Origin of the sequence: Schaalia sp. ORNL0103 (assembly GCF_019429565.1) — a bacterium.
Taxonomy (GTDB): domain Bacteria; phylum Actinomycetota; class Actinomycetes; order Actinomycetales; family Actinomycetaceae; genus Pauljensenia.
The window spans coordinates 498,886-521,386 of the sequence record NZ_JAHXSA010000001.1 but is presented as its reverse complement, the minus strand read 5'-3'; the positions used below and the strand labels follow the sequence as shown (position 1 = coordinate 521,386).

15 protein-coding genes are annotated in these 22,501 nt (G+C 65.5%); 6 read left to right on the top strand and 9 right to left on the bottom strand.

The window, feature by feature from the left end:
• Positions 1 to 44 precede the first annotated feature (44 nt).
• The 3 genes from trmB to JJJ16_RS02295 all read right to left on the bottom strand — a co-directional run bounded on the left by trmB (position 45) and on the right by JJJ16_RS02295 (position 3,874).
• Complete coding sequence (trmB, locus tag JJJ16_RS02305) at positions 45 to 872, bottom strand: tRNA (guanosine(46)-N7)-methyltransferase TrmB (RefSeq protein ID WP_219751952.1); 828 nt, start codon at positions 870 to 872, stop codon at positions 45 to 47.
• A gap of 11 nt (positions 873 to 883) precedes the next feature.
• Entirely contained in the window at positions 884 to 2,740 is a 1,857-nt protein-coding gene (gene lepA, locus JJJ16_RS02300) for a translation elongation factor 4 (RefSeq protein ID WP_219751234.1), read from the bottom strand.
• Between the two features lie 117 nt (positions 2,741 to 2,857).
• Complete coding sequence (locus JJJ16_RS02295; RefSeq protein WP_219751233.1) at positions 2,858 to 3,874, bottom strand: hypothetical protein; 1,017 nt, start codon at positions 3,872 to 3,874, stop codon at positions 2,858 to 2,860.
• A gap of 165 nt (positions 3,875 to 4,039) precedes the next feature.
• Here JJJ16_RS02295 and JJJ16_RS02290 point away from each other — a divergent pair, with 165 nt between their 5' ends.
• Both JJJ16_RS02290 and rpsT read left to right on the top strand, forming a co-directional pair.
• Positions 4,040 to 4,678: a type II toxin-antitoxin system PemK/MazF family toxin gene (locus JJJ16_RS02290; RefSeq protein WP_219751232.1), complete on the top strand. Its 639-nt coding sequence runs from the start codon at positions 4,040 to 4,042 to the stop codon at positions 4,676 to 4,678.
• A 212-nt stretch (positions 4,679 to 4,890) separates the two neighbouring features.
• Positions 4,891 to 5,157 (top strand): 30S ribosomal protein S20, encoded by a 267-nt coding sequence (gene rpsT, locus JJJ16_RS02285; protein ID WP_060566861.1) that lies wholly within the window; start codon positions 4,891 to 4,893, stop codon positions 5,155 to 5,157.
• A 194-nt stretch (positions 5,158 to 5,351) separates the two neighbouring features.
• On the opposite strand, the gene JJJ16_RS02280 is transcribed toward rpsT, so the two are convergent.
• The 5 genes from JJJ16_RS02280 to JJJ16_RS02260 all read right to left on the bottom strand — a co-directional run bounded on the left by JJJ16_RS02280 (position 5,352) and on the right by JJJ16_RS02260 (position 12,491).
• The gene (locus JJJ16_RS02280; protein ID WP_219751231.1) at positions 5,352 to 7,283 is read right to left on the bottom strand and encodes an ABC transporter ATP-binding protein; all 1,932 of its coding nucleotides are present in this window, start codon (positions 7,281 to 7,283) and stop codon (positions 5,352 to 5,354) included.
• 1 nt (position 7,284) lies between these two features.
• On the bottom strand, positions 7,285 to 9,033 hold the full coding sequence (locus JJJ16_RS02275; protein WP_219751230.1) for an ABC transporter ATP-binding protein: 1,749 nt from the start codon (positions 9,031 to 9,033) through the stop codon (positions 7,285 to 7,287).
• Positions 9,034 to 9,087: 54 nt separating this feature from the next.
• Complete coding sequence (holA, locus tag JJJ16_RS02270) at positions 9,088 to 10,065, bottom strand: DNA polymerase III subunit delta (RefSeq protein WP_219751229.1); 978 nt, start codon at positions 10,063 to 10,065, stop codon at positions 9,088 to 9,090.
• A gap of 147 nt (positions 10,066 to 10,212) precedes the next feature.
• Positions 10,213 to 11,763, bottom strand: coding sequence for a ComEC/Rec2 family competence protein (locus JJJ16_RS02265; RefSeq protein ID WP_225904962.1), 1,551 nt, complete (start codon positions 11,761 to 11,763; stop codon positions 10,213 to 10,215).
• Positions 11,763 to 12,491, bottom strand: coding sequence for a ComEA family DNA-binding protein (locus JJJ16_RS02260; RefSeq protein ID WP_225904961.1), 729 nt, complete (start codon positions 12,489 to 12,491; stop codon positions 11,763 to 11,765). The genes JJJ16_RS02265 and JJJ16_RS02260 overlap by 1 nt, the downstream gene beginning before the upstream one ends.
• Positions 12,492 to 12,697: 206 nt before the next feature.
• On the opposite strand from JJJ16_RS02260, the gene JJJ16_RS02255 reads away from it, so the two are divergent.
• The 3 genes from JJJ16_RS02255 to JJJ16_RS02245 all read left to right on the top strand — a co-directional run bounded on the left by JJJ16_RS02255 (position 12,698) and on the right by JJJ16_RS02245 (position 17,082).
• Positions 12,698 to 14,686: a helicase HerA-like domain-containing protein gene (locus JJJ16_RS02255; protein WP_219751228.1), complete on the top strand. Its 1,989-nt coding sequence runs from the start codon at positions 12,698 to 12,700 to the stop codon at positions 14,684 to 14,686.
• A 151-nt stretch (positions 14,687 to 14,837) separates the two neighbouring features.
• On the top strand, positions 14,838 to 15,644 hold the full coding sequence (gene proC / locus JJJ16_RS02250; protein WP_219751227.1) for a pyrroline-5-carboxylate reductase: 807 nt from the start codon (positions 14,838 to 14,840) through the stop codon (positions 15,642 to 15,644).
• A 73-nt stretch (positions 15,645 to 15,717) separates the two neighbouring features.
• Positions 15,718 to 17,082: a Na+/H+ antiporter family protein gene (locus JJJ16_RS02245; RefSeq protein WP_219751226.1), complete on the top strand. Its 1,365-nt coding sequence runs from the start codon at positions 15,718 to 15,720 to the stop codon at positions 17,080 to 17,082.
• Positions 17,083 to 17,148: 66 nt separating this feature from the next.
• Here JJJ16_RS02245 and JJJ16_RS02240 read toward each other — a convergent pair whose 3' ends face one another.
• Complete coding sequence (locus JJJ16_RS02240; protein WP_219751225.1) at positions 17,149 to 18,501, bottom strand: M20/M25/M40 family metallo-hydrolase; 1,353 nt, start codon at positions 18,499 to 18,501, stop codon at positions 17,149 to 17,151.
• Positions 18,502 to 18,724: 223 nt separating this feature from the next.
• Here JJJ16_RS02240 and valS point away from each other — a divergent pair, with 223 nt between their 5' ends.
• The gene (valS, locus tag JJJ16_RS02235; protein WP_219751224.1) at positions 18,725 to 21,436 is read left to right on the top strand and encodes a valine--tRNA ligase; all 2,712 of its coding nucleotides are present in this window, start codon (positions 18,725 to 18,727) and stop codon (positions 21,434 to 21,436) included.
• Positions 21,437 to 22,501 lie beyond the last annotated feature (1,065 nt).

Genomic DNA, 22,501 nt, shown 5'->3' with positions numbered 1-22,501 from the left:
ACCCTCCCGCCAGCGAACAGGCGGCGCCGGACGTCATGCCAGCCTCAGCCACGCGGACGGCGAATACCGACGATGTCGTGGGCATGGCGGCCCGCATCGATGCCTCGGGTCTCAAAGTGCGTGACGACGCGACCCTCAAAACGGGGGGCGAATCCGCCGCGCTCCGGCTGCGGATCCTCCGGATCCGGACGCTCTCCCGCGTGCGGGTTCTCGAAGAGTTCGCAGGCTTCGATAACGTCGCGCATCTGCCACGCGTAGTCGTCCCAGTCGGTGGCCAGGCGCCACACTCCCCCGTCGCGCAGCAGGCGCGCGACCTCACGCGCGAAGGAATCGGAGACGAGTCGACGCTTGCGATGCCGAGCCTTACGCCACGGGTCAGGGAAGAACGTCCAGACCTCGTCCAGGCACGCGTCGTCCAGCATGATCGGCAGTGCCTGGGCGGCGTCGGCCTCGATGACGCGAATGTTGTCCACGCCGGCCTCGACCGCCTTGGAGACAAGCTTGGCAATACCCGGAACCCAAACCTCGAGGGCCAGGAAGTTGCGCTCAGGATGAGCGGCAGCCGCGGCGACAATCTGTTCGCCCGTGCCCGAGCCGATCTCGAGCGTCACGGGCGCGCTGCGCCCAAAGAGCTCGGCCAGATCGAGCGTGAAATCCTCCGCGACCGTCGTGTAGCCGACGCCGCGACGCGGCTCCACCACGTAGCGATGCGCGTGGGCCTCCCACGTGCGCACGAGGTTCGCGGGCAGCTCGCGCGTACGCCGCGTGAAAGACTTCGTGCGGCTCATGAAGACCGTGCCCTCGGGAGCCTCGCCCGGACGGCGATCCGCACGCTGGCAGACGGGAGCGCGGCCCTCCACGGCCTCGTTCATCTGATCCCCACTCACTTCTTGCCTGTCGGAACGTCGGAGGTCAGAGCCGCGATAAAGGCTTCCTGCGGCACGTCGACGCGGCCGATGGACTTCATGCGCTTCTTGCCTTCCTTCTGCTTCTCGAGCAGCTTGCGCTTACGGCTGATGTCGCCGCCGTAGCACTTGGCAAGCATGTCCTTGCGCAGGGCCTTAATCGTCTCGCGAGCGATGACGCGCGCACCGACAGCGGCCTGGACCGGGATCTCGAACTGCTGACGGGGAATGAGTTCCTTCAAGCGCTTCGTCATGCGCTGGCCGTAGTTGTAGGCGCCATCGCGATGAACGATCGCGCTGAACGCGTCGACACGGTCGCCGTTGAGCAGGATGTCAACCTTGACGAGGTCGGCGCTCTGCTCGCCGCTCTCCTGGTAGTCCAACGAGGCGTAGCCGCGCGTGCGGGACTTGAGCTGATCGAAGAAGTCGAAAACGATCTCGGCCAGGGGCAGCTGGTAGTGCAGCTCCACGCGGTCCTCGCTCAGGTAGTCCATACCCTGCATCGAGCCGCGGCGTTCCTGGCACAGCTCCATGATGGTGCCCGTGAACTCGGTGGGCGTCAGGATCGTCGCGTTGACGACGGGCTCGCGCACCTCGGAAATCTTTCCTTCGGGGAACTCGCTCGGGTTGTCGACGCGCACCTCGGTGCCGTCCTCCGTCACAACGCGGTAGACGACGTTCGGAGCGGTCGCGATGAGATCGAGGTTAAACTCGCGCTCCAGACGCTCGCGGATGATCTCCAGGTGGAGCAGTCCGAGGAAGCCGCAGCGGAAGCCGAAGCCGAGGGCCGCGGAGGACTCGGGCTCGAAGGTCAGCGCGGCGTCGTTGAGCTGAAGGCGCTCGAGGGCGTCGCGCAGGTCCGGGAAGTCGGAGCCATCGACCGGGTAGATGCCCGAGAAGACCATCGGGTTCGGGTCGCGGTAGCCCTCGAGAGCCTCGGTCGCGCCGCGCACCTGGCTGGTGACGGTGTCGCCGACACGGGACTGACGCACGTCCTTCACGCCCGTGATCAGGTAGCCGACCTCGCCAGCACCGATGCCCTCTTCAGGCTTCGGCTCGGGCGAGATGACGCCCAGCTCCAGGAGCTCGTGGGTGGCGCCCGTCGACATCATGCGCACGCGCTGACGGGTCGACAGAACGCCGTCGACGACACGCACGTAGGTGACGACGCCGCGGTACGTGTCGTACACGGAGTCGAAAATCATCGCGCGCGTCGGGGCGTCGGGGGCTCCCTCGGGAGCGGGGACGACCTCGACGATGCGGTCGAGGAGGTCCTCGACGCCCTCGCCGGTCTTGCCGGAGACCTTCAGGACCTCGCTCTCGTCGCAGCCGATCAGCTGAGCGACCTCGTGCGCATACTTCTCGGGCTGGGCGCCCGGCAGGTCGATCTTGTTGAGGACCGGGATGATCGCGAGGTCATTCTCGAGGGCCAGGTACAGGTTCGCGAGCGTCTGGGCCTCGATGCCCTGCGCAGCGTCGATAAGGAGGACCGCACCCTCGCACGCCGCCAGGGAGCGGGAGACCTCGTACGTGAAGTCCACGTGACCGGGCGTGTCGATCATGTTGAGCGCGTAGGGGGTGCCCTCGTGCGCCCACGGCATGCGCACCGCCTGACTCTTGATCGTGATTCCGCGCTCGCGCTCGATATCCATACGATCGAGGTACTGGTCACGCATCTCGCGCGCCTCGACGACGCCGGTCAGCTGGAGCATGCGGTCCGCGAGCGTCGACTTCCCATGATCAATATGGGCGATGATGCAGAAGTTACGGATCTGCCCCTGCGGGGTATGGGCCGGGCGAATCTGCGCCTGCTGCTCGGGCGTGGGGATGGGCACGTGAACCTCCGTGAAGTCGTTAACCTCCTTATCGTCCCATTGTCACAGCTGTTTGTGCCAGTTCAGGCGCGGGAAGTCGCGCACAGTGGCCACGCCTCACACCATTTGTTGCCCTCCCTATTCCCCTCCTCCGCTGTCTCCACGCTCCGACTCAGCGAGGAGAGCCGCAGCCTCGCTGAAGTCGCATTCTTCCCAGTCGTCGGGGTGGTCGTCCCGGAGCTTGCGGGCGATCGACATCGCCCGCCCCTCATCTCCGCGCAGCGTCGCGAGAGTCAGCAGGATCGTGCGGATGCGGGCGGTCATTGGATCTCGATCCCCCAGGTACCTGCGGCAGTCCTCGGCCAGAACCGTCCAGAGGTCCTCGCCCGCATCCCGATCCCCGCCCATCCAGGTGTTGCGCGCGATCTCGTTACGCAGCCGCAAGACGCGCCAGTCACCGTGGTCCGCGACGGTCAGCAGAGCGTCCATGTTGCGCTCGTAGAGGGCGATGGCCTCGTCGTAGCAACGATCAGCTGAGAGTACCTCGGCGAGGTTGTCGCGCACCGTCAACAGTGTCATGTCGGCTTCCTCGCGCTGCCCCTCCATCTCGGACAGGAGCTCGCGATACACGCGCGCGGCCTTCTTCCATTTGCCCGTATGCTTCCACGGCATCGCCGAATTGTTGCGGATGGCGATGGAGATCTCAGGGTCGAGACCCGGGCAGTGCTTCATGTCGGCCAGGAGAGCCGAGAACTTGCGGATCGCCATATCGTGCTGGCCGAGGATGGCGAGCCAGTAGGCTTCCGAGTTACGCATCATCAGGATGAGCGGATGGCAGCGCTCCAGGTGCCTCTCCCCCAGCCGCGCAGCCTCGGCGGCCAGCTTCCGACACTGTCCGTAGGATCCGAGAGCCGCGTACCAGTCGATGCAGAGCTTGGCGGCCTCGAGACGCAGCTCGACGGGGGCATTATCGTCTCGATATGCCTCCAAGCCATGCTCAAGCGCCTTGTCCACCTTGCCTGCAGCCCCACAGCGCACCGACTCATGAATCGAGGACCGCGCCCGCGTCGCGCTCGTATTATTCCCCTCGTGCGTGCCACCTCCAGCCAGCGCATCCAGAGAAACAAACGGTCCATGCATCGTTGCAGTCAACATCGTCGTCGCCTTTCTATTGTTGCGTGTTCACCTGCGTACAACAACAGAGTGACACCGCCCGTTATGCACTGTCACGCGCCATCACGAACCCTGTGGATAACTCGCAATCACCGTAGGGACCTGTGGATAAAACATGCTCCCCAACGCCTGCCGTATGCTGGTCCCATGAACTCAATCGTCAGGGGCATCATCAACTTCCTCATCGGCGTTATCTCCGGCACCGCAGAGGACGCGCAGAAGAACACCACGACCACCAAGACGGGGCAGCGTCAGTCAAGCAAGAAGTCGACTCCTCAGCCGCGTTCATCCTCGTCCTCTTCCGCGCATTCCGGCTCCCACCACCACTACGAGGATCCGGCGACCTCGAATCGGCCCCAGACCTCGATCCGCGAAGCCAACATCGCGGACGCACTCGCCCACGCCTCGTACACTCCCGTGATGGACGGCGACGCGGATCCCGGCGAGGTCGTGTGGACCTGGGTGCCCTACCAGGAGGATTCCTCGGTCGGCAAGGATCGCCCGGCCGTCGTCATCGGCGCACAGGGCGAGGGCGTGTACCTCCTGCAGCTGACCAGCAAGGACCACACGCGCGACGCCGCCCAGGAGGCCGCCGCCGGACGCTACTGGCTCGACATTGGCGCGGGCGACTGGGACTCGAAGGGCCGCCCCTCCGAGGTGCGCCTCGACCGCGCCCTGTGGGTCAAGGCCACCGACGTGCGCCGCGAGGGATCGATCCTGCCCAAGGCAACCTGGCAGCTCATCGTCGACGCCCTCGAGGAGCACTACCGCACGCACGGCGGCTGACACCTCCAGCACGTGACCGACCTTACGAGGCGCGAGAACGCCTGGGGGCATGACGAAAACGCCCCACCCTGGTATGATCGGTCGTTGGACTCCCGGCCTGGTCGGGCAGGGGGTCTGGTTAGGACCGTTTGCGGGTGTCCCCACGCCTAAGTCCCGGTCTTGACACAGCCCTCACCGACCCTGTCAGACATACATCAAGGAGAAATCCGACTGTGGCAAACATTAAGTCCCAGAAGAAGCGCATCCTGACCAACGAGAAGCGCCGCGTTCGTAACCAGTCCGTGAAGTCCGAGCTGAAGACCCTGGTCCGTCAGACCCGCGAGGCCGTTGAGGCCGGCGACAAGGAAAAGGCTCTCGCTGCACTGCGCATCGCTTCGCGCAAGCTGGACGTCGCCGTCTCCAAGGGCGTCATCCACAAGAACCAGGCTGCGAACCGCAAGTCCAAGCTTGCTCGTCGCGTCGCCTCGCTCGGTGACTGAGCGCGAACGATAGTTTGACGTGAAGCGGGCCGCCCAGTGGGCGGCCCGCTTTCGTATACCCGCTCCGCCGCGCGCTTCGTACGAGTGGTCGGCACACCTGCCGCGACCACTCCCCCGCGCTCCGGCGCCAGGCACACATAACGAAGCCCCGACCTCGTCGAAACGAGGCCGGGGCAAACGTGATCGTTGAGCGCTTACTCGAGCTCGAAGGCACCCGTGTAGAGCTGGTAGTACAAGCCCTTCTGGGCGATCAGATCGTCGTGACTACCGCGCTCGATGATACGGCCGTGGTCCAGGACCATGATCGCGTCCGAGTTGCGCACCGTGGACAAACGGTGGGCAATCACGAAGACCGTGCGTCCCTCCATGAGGTTGTCCATGCCCTGCTGCACGAGAGCCTCGGTACGCGTGTCGATCGAGGAGGTGGCCTCGTCGAGGATCATCGCCGGCGGGTCGGCCACGGCGGCGCGCGCAATCGACAGGAGCTGAGCCTGCCCCTGCGAGAGGTTCGAGCCGTTGCCGGTCAGCATCGTGTCGTAGCCTTCGGGCAGTCGCCGGATGAAGGAGTCCGCGTTGGCCAGCTTCGCGGCGGCAATGCACTCCTCGTCCGTGGCGTCCAGGCGGCCGTAGCGGATGTTCTCCATGACCGTGCCCGTGAAGAGCTTGACGTCCTGCAGGACGACGCCGAGGGAGCGGCGCAGGTCCGGCTTGTGGATCTTGTTGATGTTGATGCCGTCGTAGCGGATCTTGCCGTCGGCGATGTCGTAGAAGCGGTTGATCAGGTTCGTGATCGTCGTCTTGCCGGCACCCGTGGCACCCACGAAGGCGATCTTCTGGCCGGGCTTCGCCCACAGGGAGATATCGTGCAGGATCTGCTTCTCGCCGTCGTAGGAGAAGTCGACGTCCTCCATGACGAGCTCGCCGCGCAGGCGCGTGTAGGTGACGGTGCCGTCGGCCTTGTGGGGGTGGCGCCACGCCCAGATTCCCGTACGTTCCTCGGTCGGCTCGAGAGTGCCATCGGGCAGCTCGCGCGCACGCACGAGAGTCACGTAGCCCTCGTCCTCCTCGGGCTCCTGGTCGATGAGGGCAAACACGCGGCCCGCGCCCGCCATACCCAATGCGATCATCGGGACCTGCATGGACATCTGGCCGATCGTCTGCGAGAAGTTACGGACCATGCCCAGGAAGGACACAACTACGCCGACCGTGATGACGTCGACACCAAACAGGTGAATGTTCGGCGTCTGCTCCAGGATCATGACGCCGCCGACGATCGCAATGACCACGTACATGATGTTGCCGATGTTGCCCAGGGCAGGCATCAGCACATTGCCGTAGATGTTCGCCTTCTCCGAGGAGTCGAAGAGCTTCTGGTTGTACTCGACGAACTCGTCCTTGGCATCCTGCTCGTGGTTGAAGACCTGGACGACCTTCTGCCCGTCCATCATCTCTTCGATGAAGCCTTCTTCGTCGGCGAGAGCAGCCTGCTGAGTCTTCATGAAGCGGCCAGACAGCCCACCGAGCTTTCCGGTCAGGAAGGCCATGAGAGCACCCACGATGAGGACAACAAGGAAGAGCCACACGGAGTAGTACAGCATCGTGCCGATCAGGACGATGATCGTCAGGCCCGACTGGATGAGCGTCGGGATGGACTGTCCGATCAGCTGGCGAATCGCGTCCGTGTCGTTGGTGAAGGTCGACATGATCGCGCCGTGCGGGTGCGTGTCGAAGAATCGCAGGGGCAGGCGCTCCATGGAGTCGAACATGTCGTCTCGCATGTGCTTGAGCGTTCCCTGGGTCACGATCGCCATGGCGCGGGTGTAGATGAAGCTACCGATGACGCCGGCACTGAAGATGATGCCCATCGTGACGACGAGGCGCACCAGGGTGGCACGCACCGCGTCGAAGCCGCTCTCCAGGCCCGGGGTCACGACGTTGTCGACGATCTGCTGCATGAAGATCGAGCCGACGGCCGAGGCCACGGCTGCCGTAATGATGCACACGACCGTCAGGCTGATGCGCACCGGGTAGTGGTGGAACACGTAGGCCATGAGGCGGCCGAAAGGACGCTCGATACCCTCGAGCTTCTCCGAATCCTCCACGCGGGACTTACCCGAACGTGCCATGTCAGGCCACCTCGCTTTCGCTCGCGGCATTCTGGGAGTCGTAGATCTCGCGGTATTCTCCGCCCGCTGCCATCAGCTCCTCGTGGGTGCCACGTTCCTTGATGCGACCGTCGTCAAGGACGATGATCTGGTCGGCGTGGCTGACCGAAGAGAGGCGCTGGGCGATGATGATCGTCGTCGTACCGGGGATCTCGGTCTCGAAGGCGCTCCGGATCAGCGAATCGGTCTTCGTGTCCACGGCTGAGGTGGAGTCGTCCAGGATGAGAATCTTCGGTTTCTTCAGCAGCGCTCGGGCGATGCACAGGCGCTGCTTCTGGCCACCCGACACGTTGGTGCCGCCGCGGGAGATGACGTAGTCGTAGCCGCCGGGCAGCTGCTGGATGAACTCGTCGGCCTGCGCGAGCTTGCAGGCATGCTCAATCTGCTCGTCGGTCGCGTCCGGGTTACCCCAGCGCATGTTGTCCTTGATCGTGCCGGAGAACAGGACGTTCTTCTGCAGGACGACGGAGACCGCGTCGCGCAGCGCGCTCAGGTCGTAGTCGCGCACGTCGCGCCCGCCGACCTTCACAGACCCCTCAGAGACGTCGTAGAGGCGGCAGATCAGCTGAATGAGTGAGGTCTTGGACGAACCGGTGCCGCCCACGATGCCGAGCGTTGATCCGGACTCGATGCGCAGGTCGATGTCAGACAGCGCGTTCTCTTCGGCGCTCTCGGAGTACTTGAATGACACACTGTCAAAGACGACGGAGCCGTCCGCGACCTCGGTGGCGCCATTGACCGGGGAGGTGAGCGACGGGTCGTGGTTGAGGACCTCGGCGATGCGGTTCGCAGACTCGGCGGCCATCGTCGTCATGACGAAGATGAAGGCCAGCATGAGCATCTGCATCAGGATTTGGATGCCGTAGGTGATGAGAGCGGTCAGGCCGCCCTTCGTCAGCTCGGTACCGCCAGAGTTGACGATGATCGAGGCACCGACGTAGTCGACGGCCATGATCGCGGCGAAGACGAAGAACATCATGACGGGGCTGTTGAGCGCAATGAGCTTCTCGGCGTTCGTGAAGTCCTTGCGCACGTCCTGCGAGGCGGCGCGGAACTTCGTGGTCTCGTGCTCCTCGGTGACGAAAGACTTCACCACGCGGATCGCTGCGACGTTCTCCTGCACGGAGTTGTTCAGGGCGTCGTACTTCTTGAAGATGCGGCGGAAGATCGGGAATGCGATGAGCACGATGGCTGCCAGGATGATGGCGAGAACCGGCACCATCCCAAGGAAGATGAGGGCCATCTGGACGTTAATGCGCCACGCCATGACGATCGAGAACACGATCATGAGGGGCACACGCACCGCAATACGGATGAGCATGCCGAAGGCGTTTTGCACGTTGGTGACGTCCGTCGTCATGCGCGTGACCAGCGAGGACGTGGAGAAACGGTCGATGTCCGCGAACGAGAAGTCCTGCACCTTGAAGAAGAGGTCCTGACGCAGGTTTTTCGCCAGGCCCACCGAGGCGGTCGCCGCGAAACGCGCAGACAGGATGCCGCAGGCGAGCGACGCGAAAGCCAGTCCCGTGAGGATGAGGCCCAAGCGCATGACGGGACTCAGGGAGACCCCGTCGAGCGCATCCACCAGCGAGACCATCATCAGCGGGATGAGGCACTCGAGGATGACCTCCCCGGTGATGAATAGCGGGGTCAGGATCGCAGGTTTCTTGAACTCGCGTAGACTCCCCACCAACGTTCGAATCGTCTTCATGTATCTCCTGTTCGTTCCCTACGTGCTTCTCATAGCCGAGGCCGGGGCGCGCATTCAGCGCCCGTGCAGCCTGCAGATGGTGATAAGTGCTTTTTCGATGGCGCGTTGCGGGTCCCGCGACGCGCCCTTTGTTTCGGCGTCCGCCGTGGCGATGGCTCCGAAGGCTCCTGCCAGCGAGGCGTCGGACCAGCCGCGCAGTTCCCGCCGGGCTCGGTCCACCTGCCAGGGGGCCATTTTGAGGGCGGATGCGGATCCGCCGATCGAGACCTTCGCCATGGCGCGGAATTTCATGGCCAGGGCGGTGACAAGGAGCTGGGGCGCGATGCCGGTGGCGAACGCGTGGCGCGCGAGCGTCAGGGCCTTCGCTGAGTTGCCCGCAACCGCCGCGTCCGCGACGTCGTAGCCCGTGGCCTCAACGCGTCCGGCCTGGTAGCGCCGCACGTCCTCCAGCGTGATGCGTCCACTGACGTCGGAGAGCAGCTGGGCCAGGGCGCCGGCCATCGCGCGCGGGTCGTTGCCGAGGGCGTCCACGAGGGCCTGCTGGGCCTCGGTGTCCATCTGCCGGCGCGCGGCGCGCACGTCGGAGGCGATGAGAGCCAGCTTGTCACGATCGTTCTTAAGTGGTTCGGCGGGGATCACGGGCCATTTGGCTTTTGTGATCGTGTCGATGACCTTCTTGCCGCGGGCGTTGCCCCCGGGGTGTGCCAGAAACATCCACACGTCGGGGGCAGGCGAAGCCGAGTATGCGATGAGGTCGTTCGCGAGGGCATCGCTCATCGTTTCCAGGTCCCGGATGATGACCATGCGGGATTCACCGAAGAGCGAGGGCGACGCGATGACGTCGAGCTGCCCGGCCTGGTAGGTGGCCGCGTTGATGTCGGTGCGCTCGAGGTTGGGGTCGGCCTCGTGGGCAAGGGCGCGCAGCTGGTCGAGGGCACGGTCGACGAGAAGGCCCTCGGGGCCTTTGATCAACACGATGGGTGCCAGCGTGATCTGGGCTGGTGCCGCCGGGCGCGAACCGCGTGCTGCCACGTCTTCCTGCCTTTCCGCTGAAACGGTAACTGTCTAAGTCTGCCACCGAGCGAGCTCGTTTGCGTCCGTCTTGGCCGTGGGCGGACACTAGTCGTGGCAGGTGTCACGAGAGCTTGACGATGCGCCCTCAGTAGGTGTCTGCCCCACTCATGCCCCTTGCTCATCGACGATCGGGGCTACCCACCGTTTCCACGCACGCCACGCAACCCATCCACCTCCGCAGCAGGCGTACACGCCCAAGACTGTCGAGGACCCACCTGGCACGTGCACCCCATTTCCGGGCAGTGCAGCGCACATGCGCGCAGCCCCCGCGATCCATGCGGTCGCCCACGAGGCGAGGACGGCGCATGCCGAGGCGGCGCGAATGCTCAGTGGGGAGATGAGAGCGCCCGCGAGCCCGGCGACGGTGGCGACCGGAACAGCGGGCTCAGCCATGACGTTGGCGGCAATTCCCCACACCGGCACGTTCCCGGACAGTGACACGATGATCGGCGCGGTCGCCAGCTCCGCGAAGGCGGGCACACACACCATTTCCACGAGGCGACGAAGCACCTGTCCCGCGCGCGTGTCACCGCGTATTTTTCGGCGACAGCGCCGCACCAGCGCCGCGGAGGGGCCGACGACCGCGAGCGCGGCGAGCACCGACAGGGCGAATCCGTAGGAGCGGGATGACCAGGGGTCGATGAGGAGGGTGGCGATGACGACGGCGCAGAGGGCGGCGATGGATTGGCCCTCGCGTCCGAGAATGAGTCCGAGTACGGCGACGGCTGCGACGCAGACGGAGCGCACGACTGAGGGGTCTGGTCCGACGAGGATGAGGATTGTGCCCAGGACGAGGATGGTGGCCCCGAGGCGTAGGGGTTTTCGCGCGGGGACGATGAGGGTGACGGTGGCGAGGACGATGACGATGTGGGATCCGGAGACGGCGGTGAGGTGGGTGAGGGAGGTTTTCTTCATTGCGTCGGACAGGTCTGTGGGCATTGCGCGGTCGTCTCCGATCGCCATGCCGGGGACGAGGGAGCGCGCGTCCCTGGGCAGAGGCGCGCAGGCGTGGGTGAAGGCCCGGTGGGTGGAGCGCATCCAGGCGGACAGGCCACCGGGCCGCTCGATGAGCTGGGCACGCCTGACGCGTATGGTGCCTACCGATGGCGCGTCGGCGGCAAAGGTCGCGTCGAGGCTTCCCCAGACCTCGTAGACGTCGCCGCGCGCGGCATCCTGCCACCCGGGCGCGCGCACGAGTGCGGTGGCGTTCGAGGGTTGCCACTCCTCCCCCACGGAGACGGCCTCGATGCGCGCGCGGGCACTACGTGTCGCGGAGAATCCGGACGAGGACGGAGCCGGGTCGGCTTGGAGGACGACGCGCACGTGGATGGGGCCGGAGTCGCGGTGGGCGGGGTCGGCGTCGTATTGTCGGCGGGCGGTGGATCCGACCGCAAGCGCGCAAGCCACACAGGCGAGGAGGAGTGCGAGGCCGAGGCGAGCGGACCGGGGTGGGGTGAGGGCGTGTCTGGGTGTCTTCCGGCCTCGTTGTGAGCGCGCGTAGGAGGCAGCGCATCCGAGCGCGACGAGAGTGCACGCTCCGATCCATGCCCATTGAGCTGGGTGGCCTGTCGCCCACCAGGTGGCGGCCCAGGCGGCGGTGGCTGCGGGCGCGAGGCGCAGGTCGATCATGCGGGGAGCGCATTGGGTGTCACTCATCAGCACACACCCGGCCGGATCTTCTCGATGAGGGATGGGCCGATGCCGGGCACCTCGTCAAGTTCTTCGACGGTGGACAGGCGTGGGTGCTTGGATCGATAAGAGATGATGCGCTGTGCGAGGGCCGGTCCGATACCGGGCAGGGTCTGGAGCTCGGCCTCGGTGGCTGTGGCCAGTCGGATGCACGTCCCCGCGGGGGTGCCAGCCTCGGAGACTGCTGGTGGCGATTCCCCGACGACGCCGACTCGAATCTGTTCCCCGTCGACAAGGAGTCGGGCGAGGTTGATTGATTCCAGGTCGGCCTCGGGCGTTGCGCCTCCGGCTGCCATAATCGCGTCGATGACTCGGGAGGAAGCCGGAAGGGTGAGCACCCCCGGGGAAGCCACGGCGCCGGAGACGTAGACGACGACATCGTCCGTGCGCTCCCCTGCAGGCGCGGGTGCGGATGGAGACGGGCCTGTCGCGACTGCCTCGGCCTCGCTTTCTTCTCGCTCGGAGGAGGATTGGGCGAGGGCTTGGGAGTGCTCACGTACCGCTGCGTGCCTCCACACCCCCACGGCCGCGATCAGGATGACCACGATGATCAGCGCGGCCACGGTCGTTCCTCCAGGCAGGAGGCGGGCGACACTCGGCTCGGCGGGTTCGTCATCCTCAGTGAGGGCGCTGTCGTACACGGCTTTCGTCAGCGCCGCCATGCGCCGACGAGCCAACCATCGTGACACGTTCATGCCCGCACGCTAACCCCGGCGAACGCCAGGAGCACACATGAAAACAAACCCCTGTGGATAACTCCAACACGCGCGTAGGGGTTGTGGACGAATCCCACATCCAACCCACCCCGCATAACTCGCATGGGACCGCGGTCCCAGGGGATACTGTTCCGGTAACGTCGAAGTACAGTGGCGCACTGCGCCCAGAGCCGAAAGGCCACACCATGAGCGAGAACATCGAGGACCTCAAGGCGCAGCTCGCCGCGGCGGAAGCAGCCGCGAAGGTCGCCGAGGCAGAGGCCGCCCGCGCGAAGGCCGAAGCCCTTCGTCTCCAGCTCGAAGCAAAGGGAAGCTCGGCCGCAGAGGCACCTGCCGCCACAGCCGAGGCCGAGACCCAGCAGGCGGAAGCCGCCCGCGCGACGGCCGACACGCTGCGCACCCAGGTGGAGGCCGCCGAGGCCGCCCCCGCACCCGAGGCCCCCGCAGCCGAAGCGCCTGCCGCCCAGGCCGCCCCGACCTCGTCCCCGGCCCCCAGCGGCGAACTGTCGGCTTTCGCCACCCAGATCCAGGGCGCATACTCCTGGGAGGTCCCCGCGGTCACGATCGGCACGCTCATTGACAACGGTGCGCGCGTACCCGGCGTGAGCGCCAAGATGCCGCTGCCCATGTTCAACCGCCACCTCCTGGTCGCCGGCGCGACGGGCACGGGCAAGACCCGTACCCTCCAGCTCCTCGCCGAGGGCCTGTCCGCGAACGGCTCCTCCGTCCTCCTGTGCGACGTCAAGGGCGACCTGACGGGCCTGGCCGAGGCCGGCACCAGCTCCGAGAAGCTCCTGAGCCGCACCGCGGCCAACGGTCAGGACTGGGCGTCCGCCTCGTTCCCGATCGAGCTGCTGAGCCTGGGCGGCGCGGATTCGCAGTTCCCAGGCGTGCCCGTGCGCGCTCAGATCTCCGACTTCGGCCCGATCCTGCTCGCCCGCGCCCTCTCCCTCAACACCACGCAGGAGCAGGCCCTCCAGCTGATCTTCGCGTGGGCGGACGGCCAGGGCCTCGAGCTCATCGACCTGCCCGACCTGCGCGCCGTCATCTCCTTCCTGGCCTCGGATGAGGGCAAGGACGAGCTGGCCACGATCGGCGGCGTCTCCAAGGCCACCGCCGGCGTCATCCTGCGTGCCCTGACCGCGCTCGAGTCCCAGGGCGGCGGCCAGTTCTTCGGCGCCCCCGGCTTCGACACGGCCGACCTCATGCGCATGGATTCGACCGGCCGCGGCATCATCTCCCTGCTCGGCGTCGGCGACATCTCTACGCGCCCGGCACTGGTCAGCGCCGTCATCATGTTCCTGCTCGCCAACCTCTTCTCCACCCTGCCCGAGGTCGGCGACGTCGAGCGCCCCAAGCTGGTGTTCTTCTTCGACGAGGCGCACCTGCTGTTTGCGGACGCCACCAAGGAGTTCGAACGTCAGGTCGTCCAGACCGTGCGCCTCATCCGCTCCAAGGGCGTGGGCGTCGTCTTCGTGACGCAGACCCCCAAGGACATCCCCTCCGACGTCCTGGCCCAGCTCGGTTCGCGCATCCAGCACGGCCTGCGCGCCTCCACCCCCGACGACTTCAAGAAGCTCAAGGCCACGGTCCAGACCTTCCCGAAGACGTCCCTGGAGCTCGACGAGGTCCTCACCACCCTGGGCACCGGCGAGGCCGTCGTGACCGTCCTGGATCCGAAGGGTAACCCCACCCCGGTCACCCCCGTGGGCATCTGGGCGCCCGCCTCCGTCATGGGCCCCGCATCCGCTGACACGGTCGCGCGCATCAACCAGTCCAGCGTCATTATGGGCCGCTACCGCGACGCCGTGAACCCGGACTCGGCCGAGGAGAAGCTCGAGCGCCGCACGGCCGAGGCCCAGGCCGCCCGCGAGGAAGCCATCGCGCAGGAGGAGGCAGCCAAGGAGGCCGAGCGCGCGCAGAAGGAGGCCGAGAAGGAAGCCGAGCGCGCCGCCAAGGAGGCCGAGAAGGCCGCTGCCAAGGAAGAGGCCGCCCGCCAGAAGGAAATGGAGAAGCTGCGCCGCCAGGTCGAGAAGCAGCAGGAGAAGGAGGAGGCCGCCCGCCAGCGCGCCGCCGAACGCCGCACCCGCCAGGTCGAAAACGTCCTCGGATCCGTCCTGCGCACCGCCGGCCGCGAGATCACGCGCTCCATCTTCGGCACGCGCAAGCGCTGACCCTTCCGATTTTTCGGCACGAGGCCGGGGCTCGGGACTCCTTTCAAGGGGACTCGGCCCCGGCCTCGTCTCACAGTGCGGCCATTGTGCCAAGAAACGGCAAAGTGGAGTAAGCTGCATCGCAATCGACCAACTTTCACGGGAGACCCTGATGCGTATCGGATTCATCGGAACGGGAGCCATGGCCCAGGCCATCGCTCGCGGTGCCGTCGCGTCCGGCGTCGATCCCGCGACCCTGGTCTTCTCCAACCGCACGGCCGCCAAGGCCTGCGACCTCGCCGACGAACTCGGCGCGACCGCCGCGTCCTCGAACGCCTCCCTGGCACGCCAGGCCGACATCGTCATCCTGGCGGTCAAGCCCAAGGACCAGCGCGCGGTCATCAAGGAGATCTCCCCCATCGTGGTCGGTCGCACCGACGTCTGCGTCGTCTCCCTGGCGGCGGGGCGCACCCTCGACCAGATCACCACTGACTTCGGCGCGGGCATCCCGCTCGTGCGCGTCATGCCGAACGTCGCGGCCACCGTCGGGCAGTCCATGACCGCCCTGACCTCCGCGCGCGCCACCGACGCACAGGTATCAGCCGTCCGATCCCTCATGGATTCGGTGGGCCGCACCATCCTCATCGATGAGGACTATTTCCCCGTGTTCCAGGCCCTGGCCTCGTGCTCTCCGGCCTGGTATTTCCAGATTGTTGATTCTTTCGCCCGCGCTGGTCTCAAGCACGGCCTGTCCAAGGACAGCGCCGTCGAGATCGCCGCGCAGGCGATGGCGGGAGCCGCTGCACTGCTCCTCGCTGAGCGCGAGGCCGGCACGATCCCCGCGCAACTCATTGATCGGGTGACGAGCCCCGGCGGCACCACAATCGCAGGATTGCTGGCCGCCGAGGAAGGTGGTTTGTCGACCGCACTGGTAGGTGCCGTCGACGCATCCATCCACGCCGACTCCCATCTCGGCTGACACCACCTGCCGCGCTGCGGCTTACGTCCCCCCTTATTTTGCGCACCCGCGCACCCTCAACACAGGAACACACATGTTGCTCTTCAACGCAGTCGTGCTCTCCGTGCTCGTCATGCTGATCCTCAGCGTCGCACGCGTGCACGTCATCATCTCCCTCTTCATCGCCTCGCTCGTCGGCGGCCTGGTCGCCGGCATGGGCGTGTCCGGCACGATGGTCGCCTTCCAGGACGGCCTCGCAGGCGGCGCGAAGATCGCCCTGTCCTACGCCCTCCTCGGCGCGTTCGCCATGTCGGTCGCCCACTCCGGATTGCCGCGCCTGCTGGCCAACTGGATCATCAAGAAGCTGCGCAACGCTGACGACTCGAACTCTGCGCGCGTGGCCCGCTCCGCCAAGTGGGGCATCCTCGGCGGCGTCCTCGTCATGGGCGTGATGAGCCAGAACCTCATCCCGATTCACATCGCGTTCATCCCACTGCTGGTGCCCCCGCTCATCGGCGTCATGAACGAGCTGAAGATGGACCGCCGTCTGGTCGCCTGTGCAATCACCTTCGGCATCGTCACCACCTACATGTTCGTGCCGATCGGCTTCGGCCGCATCTTCCTGCACGACATTCTCTACAAGAACATCGAGGAAGCCGGCATGGCCGTTGAGGGCGCCGTCAACCCGATGGCTGCCATGGCGATTCCCGCTGCCTCAATGGCCGTGGGCTGTGCCATCGCCCTGCTCGTCTCCTACCGCAAGCCGCGCGAATACGAGCAGCGCGAGACCTCCTTCAGCGCCACCGACGATAAGCCCGTCAACATGGTGAAGGTGTGGGCCGCCGTCGTGGCCCTCATCGCCTGCTTCGTCATCCAGGCTGTCCTGACCAAGATGGACTCCGAGGCCGACCCGCTGCTCGTGGGCGCCCTCGTGGGTCTGTGCATGATGCTCGGCATGCGCGTCGTGCCCTGGCAGCAGGCCGACGATGTGTTCAGTGGCGGCATGAAGATGATGAGCCTCATCGGCCTCATCATGATCACCGCCCAGGGCTACGCCTCGGTCCTGAAGGCCTCCGGACAGATCGAGCCCCTCGTCCAGCAGACCTCCGCGATGTTCAACGGTTCGAAGTCCCTGGCCGCGGTCATCATGCTGGTGGTCGGCCTCATCATCACGATGGGCATCGGCTCGTCCTTCTCGACCCTGCCGATCATTTCAGCGATCTACGTGCCCCTGTGCATCGCGCTCGGCTTCTCCCCCATGGCCACGGTCGCCCTCATCGGCACCGCTGGTGCGCTGGGCGACGCCGGTTCTCCCGCGTCCGACTCGACGCTTGGCCCGACAGCCGGTCTCAACATCGACGGTCAGCACGACCACATGCGAGACACGGTCATCCCCGAGTTCATCCACTACAACATTCCGCTATTGGTCGGTGGTTGGATCGCGGCAATGGTCCTCTGAGAGCTCGCCTCTCACCAACGAGGCCGGGGCCGGGTTGCACGAATGCGTGACCTGGCCCCGGCCTCGTTATGCGTCCAGGTAGGTGGTCACAATCTCGTGGAGGACCTCGGCGGTCGCGCGCACGTCCGCCAGGGCGATGTGTTCGTCGTGCGCGTGCAGCTGGGAGTAGACCTGTCCCAGGCTCGCCCCACTGTCCACGGCTCCGAATCCGTACCCGATACCCCCACGCCTGCGGGCAACGCGCAGGTCGGTGCCGCCGGGGAAGAGGACGGGGACGACGCTCGCGCCCGGGTAGCGCTCTGTCAGCGCCGCTTCGATGGCCCGGTACAGGTCGGTGTCGATCGACGAGGCCGTGGCGTCCTCGCACAGGAGGCGTTCGACGGTCACGTGCTCCGCGAGGTCACCGAGGGCCGCCGCAATGGCGGCGTCCACGTCATCGTCGTCGACGCCGGGCAGCGTGCGGATGTCCAGCTCGAGGGTGGCGTGGGAGGGCATGACGTTGATGGGGCCGCCCGAGTGGGCGACCGTCTGGGCGACGGTCACGTGGGAGATCGCGTGGGCGAACGCCGCCAGATCCCCGAACTCGGAGTAGTCGCCCTCGTAGGTGCCGTTGATGAGGCTCGTTTCGGTCGTTTCGTCGAACTCGAAGGCGCGCACGAAGGAAGCCCAGACCTCGTCCGTGGCGGTGGGCCAGCGGGCGGCGGACAGCGCCGCGCTCACCTGAGAGAGCCGCTCGACGGCGCTCGTGCGCCCCAGCGGAACCGAGCCGTGGCCGGCGTCGCCCCGGATGTGCAGGCGGCGCTGGGCGGCGCCCTTTTCGCCGACGACCACGACGACGCTGTCACCGCCCCTGCGCCCGCGAATGTGTGCCCCTCCCATTTCGGACAGGGCCGCGTCCCACGGGAGGGCATCCACCCTGTGCTCGCCGATCCACGGGACGCCGAGCCCTCCTCGTGCTTCCTCGTCAGCGGCGGCCACGAACACCAGGGAACGCGCCGGAGGATTGCCGTTCTTGGCGCGGCGGGCGACCTCGCGGGTCACGACGGCCATCGCGGCGGTCAGGTGGAGCATGTCGACCGTGCCGCGCCCCCACATGACGTCGTCCTCGATGTGCGCGCCGAAAGGATCGCGCGTCCACTTGGCCTCGTCGACGGGCACGACGTCCGTGTGCCCGAGGAGGGTCAGCGGCGTGCCGACACTGAGCGGATCCGCGCCCTCGACCGTGACCACGAGGGACGTGCGACCCGGGTGCGGGGTGATCCGTTCGATTGACACGGGCAGGCCCGCGAAGAAGTCCTCGAGAAGGTCGGCGGCGCGCTCCTCTCCACCCGAATCGGCGGTCAAGTCATTGACGCAGCCCAAGCGCACCAGGCGCCCCAACAGGTCGACGGTCTGCTCACCCAGCGATTGCGCGCTCATGTTCTCCCCTTCCGCGCAGGGGCCTCGTCCCGGCTCCCCTGCCTGACACCACGGTATCCCCACGCGCTTCACTTCACCCGACCGCGCCACGAGAGGAACGTTTGTAACGACGCATGTGAGCAACGCGCCGGGCGCTACAAGGCCCAGCATTGGACCGAAATGCCCGGTGAAACGTAGGCTAGTGGGGCAAACAGTCCACGACTCGGATGGAGACAACTCAATTATGGCCATGAACACCCGTGCGCAGGCGCCTCGCGTGCCCGACCGCGCCGCCCCCGAAGGCCTCGAAGCCAAGTGGGGTGAGGCCTGGGAAAGCCAGGGCACCTACGCTTTTGACCGCACCGCGACGCGCGAGCAGGTGTACTCGATCGACACTCCCCCGCCGACGGTATCCGGCTCCCTGCACATCGGCCATGTTTTCTCCTACACGCACACCGACGTCGTGGCCCGCTACCAGCGCATGATCGGCAAGTCCGTGTTCTACCCGATGGGTTGGGACGACAACGGCCTGCCCACCGAGCGCCGCGTGCAGAACTACTTCGGCGTGCGCGTGGATGCCACCCTGCCCTACGACCCCGACTTCGAGCCCCCGCACGTGGGCGGCGACGGCAAGTCGATCAAGGCTCGCGACCAGAAGCCGATTTCCCGTAAGAACTTCGTGGAGCTGTGCGAGCGCCTCACCCAGGAAGACGAGGCTCAGTTCGAGGCGCTGTGGCGCTACCTGGGCCTGAGCGTGGACTGGAAGCAGAACTACCAGACGATCGGCGCGCGTGCGCGCAAGGTCGCCCAGGCCGCGTTCCTGCGCAACCTGGCGCGCGGCGAGGCCTACCAGGCCGAGGCCCCGGGCCTGTGGGACGTCACCTTCCAGACGGCGGTCGCCCAGGCTGAGCTGGAGAGCCGCGAGTACCCGGGCTTCTACCACCGCCTGGCCTTCCACATCACCGACGCCGAGGCCGCCGCGAAGGCTGCCGCCGCCGGCGCGCCCGTCGAGGACGGCGTGGACGTGTGCATCGAGACGACGCGTCCCGAGCTGCTGGCCGCCTGCGTCGCCCTGATCGCCCACCCGGACGACGAGCGCTACAAGCCACTGTTCGGCACGACGGTCGCCTCCCCCGTGTACGGCGTCGAGGTGCCGATCCTGCCCCACCCCGAGGCGGAGATGGACAAGGGCGCGGGCATCGCCATGTGCTGTACTTTCGGTGACACGACCGACATCGACTGGTGGCGTGACCTGGAGCTGCCGCTGCGCGCGATCCTGCGCAAGGACGGCCGCATCATCACCGAGACCCCCGAGTGGATCACGACGGACGCTGGCCGCGCGGCTTTCGAGGAGATCACCGGCAAGACGACGTTCTCCGCCCGCGAGGCCGTGGTGGCCGCCCTGCGCGAGTCGGGTGAGCTGAAGGGCGAGCCGACCAAGACGATGCGTCAGACCAACTTCTTCGAGAAGGGCGACAAGCCCCTCGAAATCGTCACCTCGCGCCAGTGGTACATCCGTAACGGTGGCCGCGCGTGGACGAACCCGGCCTCGGGCAAGGACCTGAACGAGGAGCTCATCGGCCGCGGCCGCGAGCTGGAGTTCCACCCCGACTTCATGCGCGTGCGCTACGAGAACTGGGTGAAGGGCCTGAAGGGCGACTGGCTGGTCTCGCGTCAGCGTTTCTTCGGCGTGCCGTTCCCGCTGTGGTACCGCGTGGACGCGGACGGCGAGGTGAACTACGACGACATCATCACCCCGTCTGAGGCCGCTCTGCCGGTCGATCCGTCGACGGACGTGCCGGAGGGCTACACGGAGGATCAGCGCGGCGTCGCCGGCGGCTTCGTGGGCGAGCTGGACATCATGGACACGTGGGCGACATCCTCGCTGTCCCCGCAGCTGGCCTGTGGCTGGCTGGATGACGAGGACCTGTTCGCTCGCACGTACCCGATGGATCTGCGCCCGCAGGGCCAGGACATCATCCGTACGTGGCTGTTCTCCACCGTGGTGCGCGCGGACCTGGAGTTCGGTGCGCTGCCGTGGAAGCACGCGGGCCTGTCGGGCTGGATCCTGGATTCGGACCACAAGAAGATGTCGAAGTCCAAGGGCAACGTCGTGACCCCCATGGGCATCCTGGAGAAGTACGGTTCGGATGCCGTGCGTTACTGGGCGGCGTCGGCTCGCCTGGGCCTGGATGCGGCGTTCGACGAGCAGCAGATGAAGATTGGCCGCCGCCTGGCAATCAAGGTGCTGAACGCGTCGAAGTTTGCGCTCACGATGGGCGGCGAGGGCGCGGCGATCGATCTGGATCCGGCGCTGGTGACGGTGCCGCTGGATCGTTCGGTGCTGGCGGCGCTGGCTTCTGTCATCGACGAGGCCTCGGCTGCCCTGGCGTCCTACGAGCACTCCCGCGCGCTCGAGGTCACGGAGTCGTTCTTCTGGACGTTCTGCGACGACTACCTGGAGCTGGTCAAGGAGCGCGCCTACAACCGTGATGGCGCGTGGGACGAGGCCTCGGCCGCGTCTGCCCGTGCGGCTCTGGCGATCGTCATTGATAACGTCGTGCGCCTGCTGGCCCCCTACCTGCCGTACGTGACGGAAGAGGTGTGGAGCTGGTACCGCGAGGGCTCCGTGCACACCGCCCCGTGGCCGGTGGTCGCGGATCTGGCTGGCGTCGAGGGCGATCCTTCGGTGCTCGAGGCCGCGTCCTCTGCTCTGATCGCGCTGCGTCGCGTGAAGTCTGAGGCGAAGGTGTCGCCGCGTACGCCGTTCCTGGCGGTGACGGTGCGCGCCCCGCAGGCTCAGGTGGAGGCCCTGGAGTCCGTGAAGGGTGACCTGGAGGCTGCGTCGAAGGCCGTGGGCGCCCTGACCGTGGCCGCCTCCGACGACGCTGAAGCCACCGAGGCCGTTGTCGAGTCCTTCGAGCTGGGCGAGGCTCCTGCGAAGCGCAAGGGCTGAGCGTTAGGCTGCTGGGGGGCCGCCCGTGGAACACCACGGGCGGCCCCCTTCGTTTTACCCGCCCAATGACAACACCGAACCATCTGCGCAAGTAAAACAACGTATACAAGTTCAGCCGACTACATCGGACAAACCGAACACTACACCTGAGACTTACCACACATCTACTTGTACTTTCAAAACAAGTGTCAAACTGCAACACATAACCATCTTGCATGCAATGATGGGATTGAGAAAATCAAGCACCAACGGAGGAAGGCTCAACATATACCACATCCACTTCACCACTACTCGTAAACATAACACGCAACGTTGACAACATAAATCAACTGCAAGCTAGACACGACCACTCGCCAACTAGAAGCAAATTCATGCTTTCGCCAGCAAACAGGAGCAAAACAGGCAACACAAATCAAATTACTCAAATCGCACTCACCCCCCATTTTCAACACATCAGCGCCGTAACCTTAGTTTGAAAGGAAGAGATAATGCCACTGAACCAAAAGATAACAACACCGAACAACTCTCCATTATACCGACGACTCTCTCCGTTACTTTTTGACGGAAAAAATGACCTTCAACAATGCTTCTACAACTACCTTACAACAGAACCAATTTCATTCAGATCAATCCCCGCCTCACTTATTGACAAACTCAGCAAATTTTACCATTTCAAAGACGGCATGGAAATGGAACACATTTCCTCAACACTCGATCTATTGATCAAACAAGCGGGAAAGATCTTGTCTATTACTAGCACACACCTACACACTCCCGACACTACCGAAACAACCAGGTATGCCCACAATTCACCCGACTGCCTTCTCTACAGGATTTCTGAAACCCCAGACTACTTCTACACAATTAACGAATATCTCCAATTTGACGACGTCCAACTTGATGCGCTCGAACGTGAACTCGGCAGCTTACTGACTGAAATGGGAAAGACATACAAACAGCTGCTGAACGAGCTCGGATTTCACATCGTTTAACAATGGAGGCAACAAGCCCACAAAGATACTCCACAGAACATGCACTGTAATCGGCTTTAATTTACAGGACTGC

What these genes read in the sequence shown, in the direction of transcription:
- trmB (WP_219751952.1), bottom strand. Translation starts at nt 872, where the DNA reads ATGAACGAGGCCGTGGAGGGCCGCGCTCCCGTCTGCCAGCGTGCGGAT.
- JJJ16_RS02295 (WP_219751233.1), bottom strand. Translation starts at nt 3,874, where the DNA reads ATGTTGACTGCAACGATGCATGGACCGTTTGTTTCTCTGGATGCGCTG.
- JJJ16_RS02290 (WP_219751232.1), top strand. Translation starts at nt 4,040, where the DNA reads ATGAACTCAATCGTCAGGGGCATCATCAACTTCCTCATCGGCGTTATC.
- JJJ16_RS02280 (WP_219751231.1), bottom strand. Translation starts at nt 7,283, where the DNA reads ATGGCACGTTCGGGTAAGTCCCGCGTGGAGGATTCGGAGAAGCTCGAG.
- JJJ16_RS02275 (WP_219751230.1), bottom strand. Translation starts at nt 9,033, where the DNA reads ATGAAGACGATTCGAACGTTGGTGGGGAGTCTACGCGAGTTCAAGAAA.
- JJJ16_RS02265 (WP_225904962.1), bottom strand. Translation starts at nt 11,763, where the DNA reads ATGAGTGACACCCAATGCGCTCCCCGCATGATCGACCTGCGCCTCGCG.
- JJJ16_RS02260 (WP_225904961.1), bottom strand. Translation starts at nt 12,491, where the DNA reads ATGAACGTGTCACGATGGTTGGCTCGTCGGCGCATGGCGGCGCTGACG.
- JJJ16_RS02255 (WP_219751228.1), top strand. Translation starts at nt 12,698, where the DNA reads ATGAGCGAGAACATCGAGGACCTCAAGGCGCAGCTCGCCGCGGCGGAA.
- proC (WP_219751227.1), top strand. Translation starts at nt 14,838, where the DNA reads ATGCGTATCGGATTCATCGGAACGGGAGCCATGGCCCAGGCCATCGCT.
- JJJ16_RS02245 (WP_219751226.1), top strand. Translation starts at nt 15,718, where the DNA reads ATGTTGCTCTTCAACGCAGTCGTGCTCTCCGTGCTCGTCATGCTGATC.
- JJJ16_RS02240 (WP_219751225.1), bottom strand. Translation starts at nt 18,501, where the DNA reads ATGAGCGCGCAATCGCTGGGTGAGCAGACCGTCGACCTGTTGGGGCGC.
- valS (WP_219751224.1), top strand. Translation starts at nt 18,725, where the DNA reads ATGGCCATGAACACCCGTGCGCAGGCGCCTCGCGTGCCCGACCGCGCC.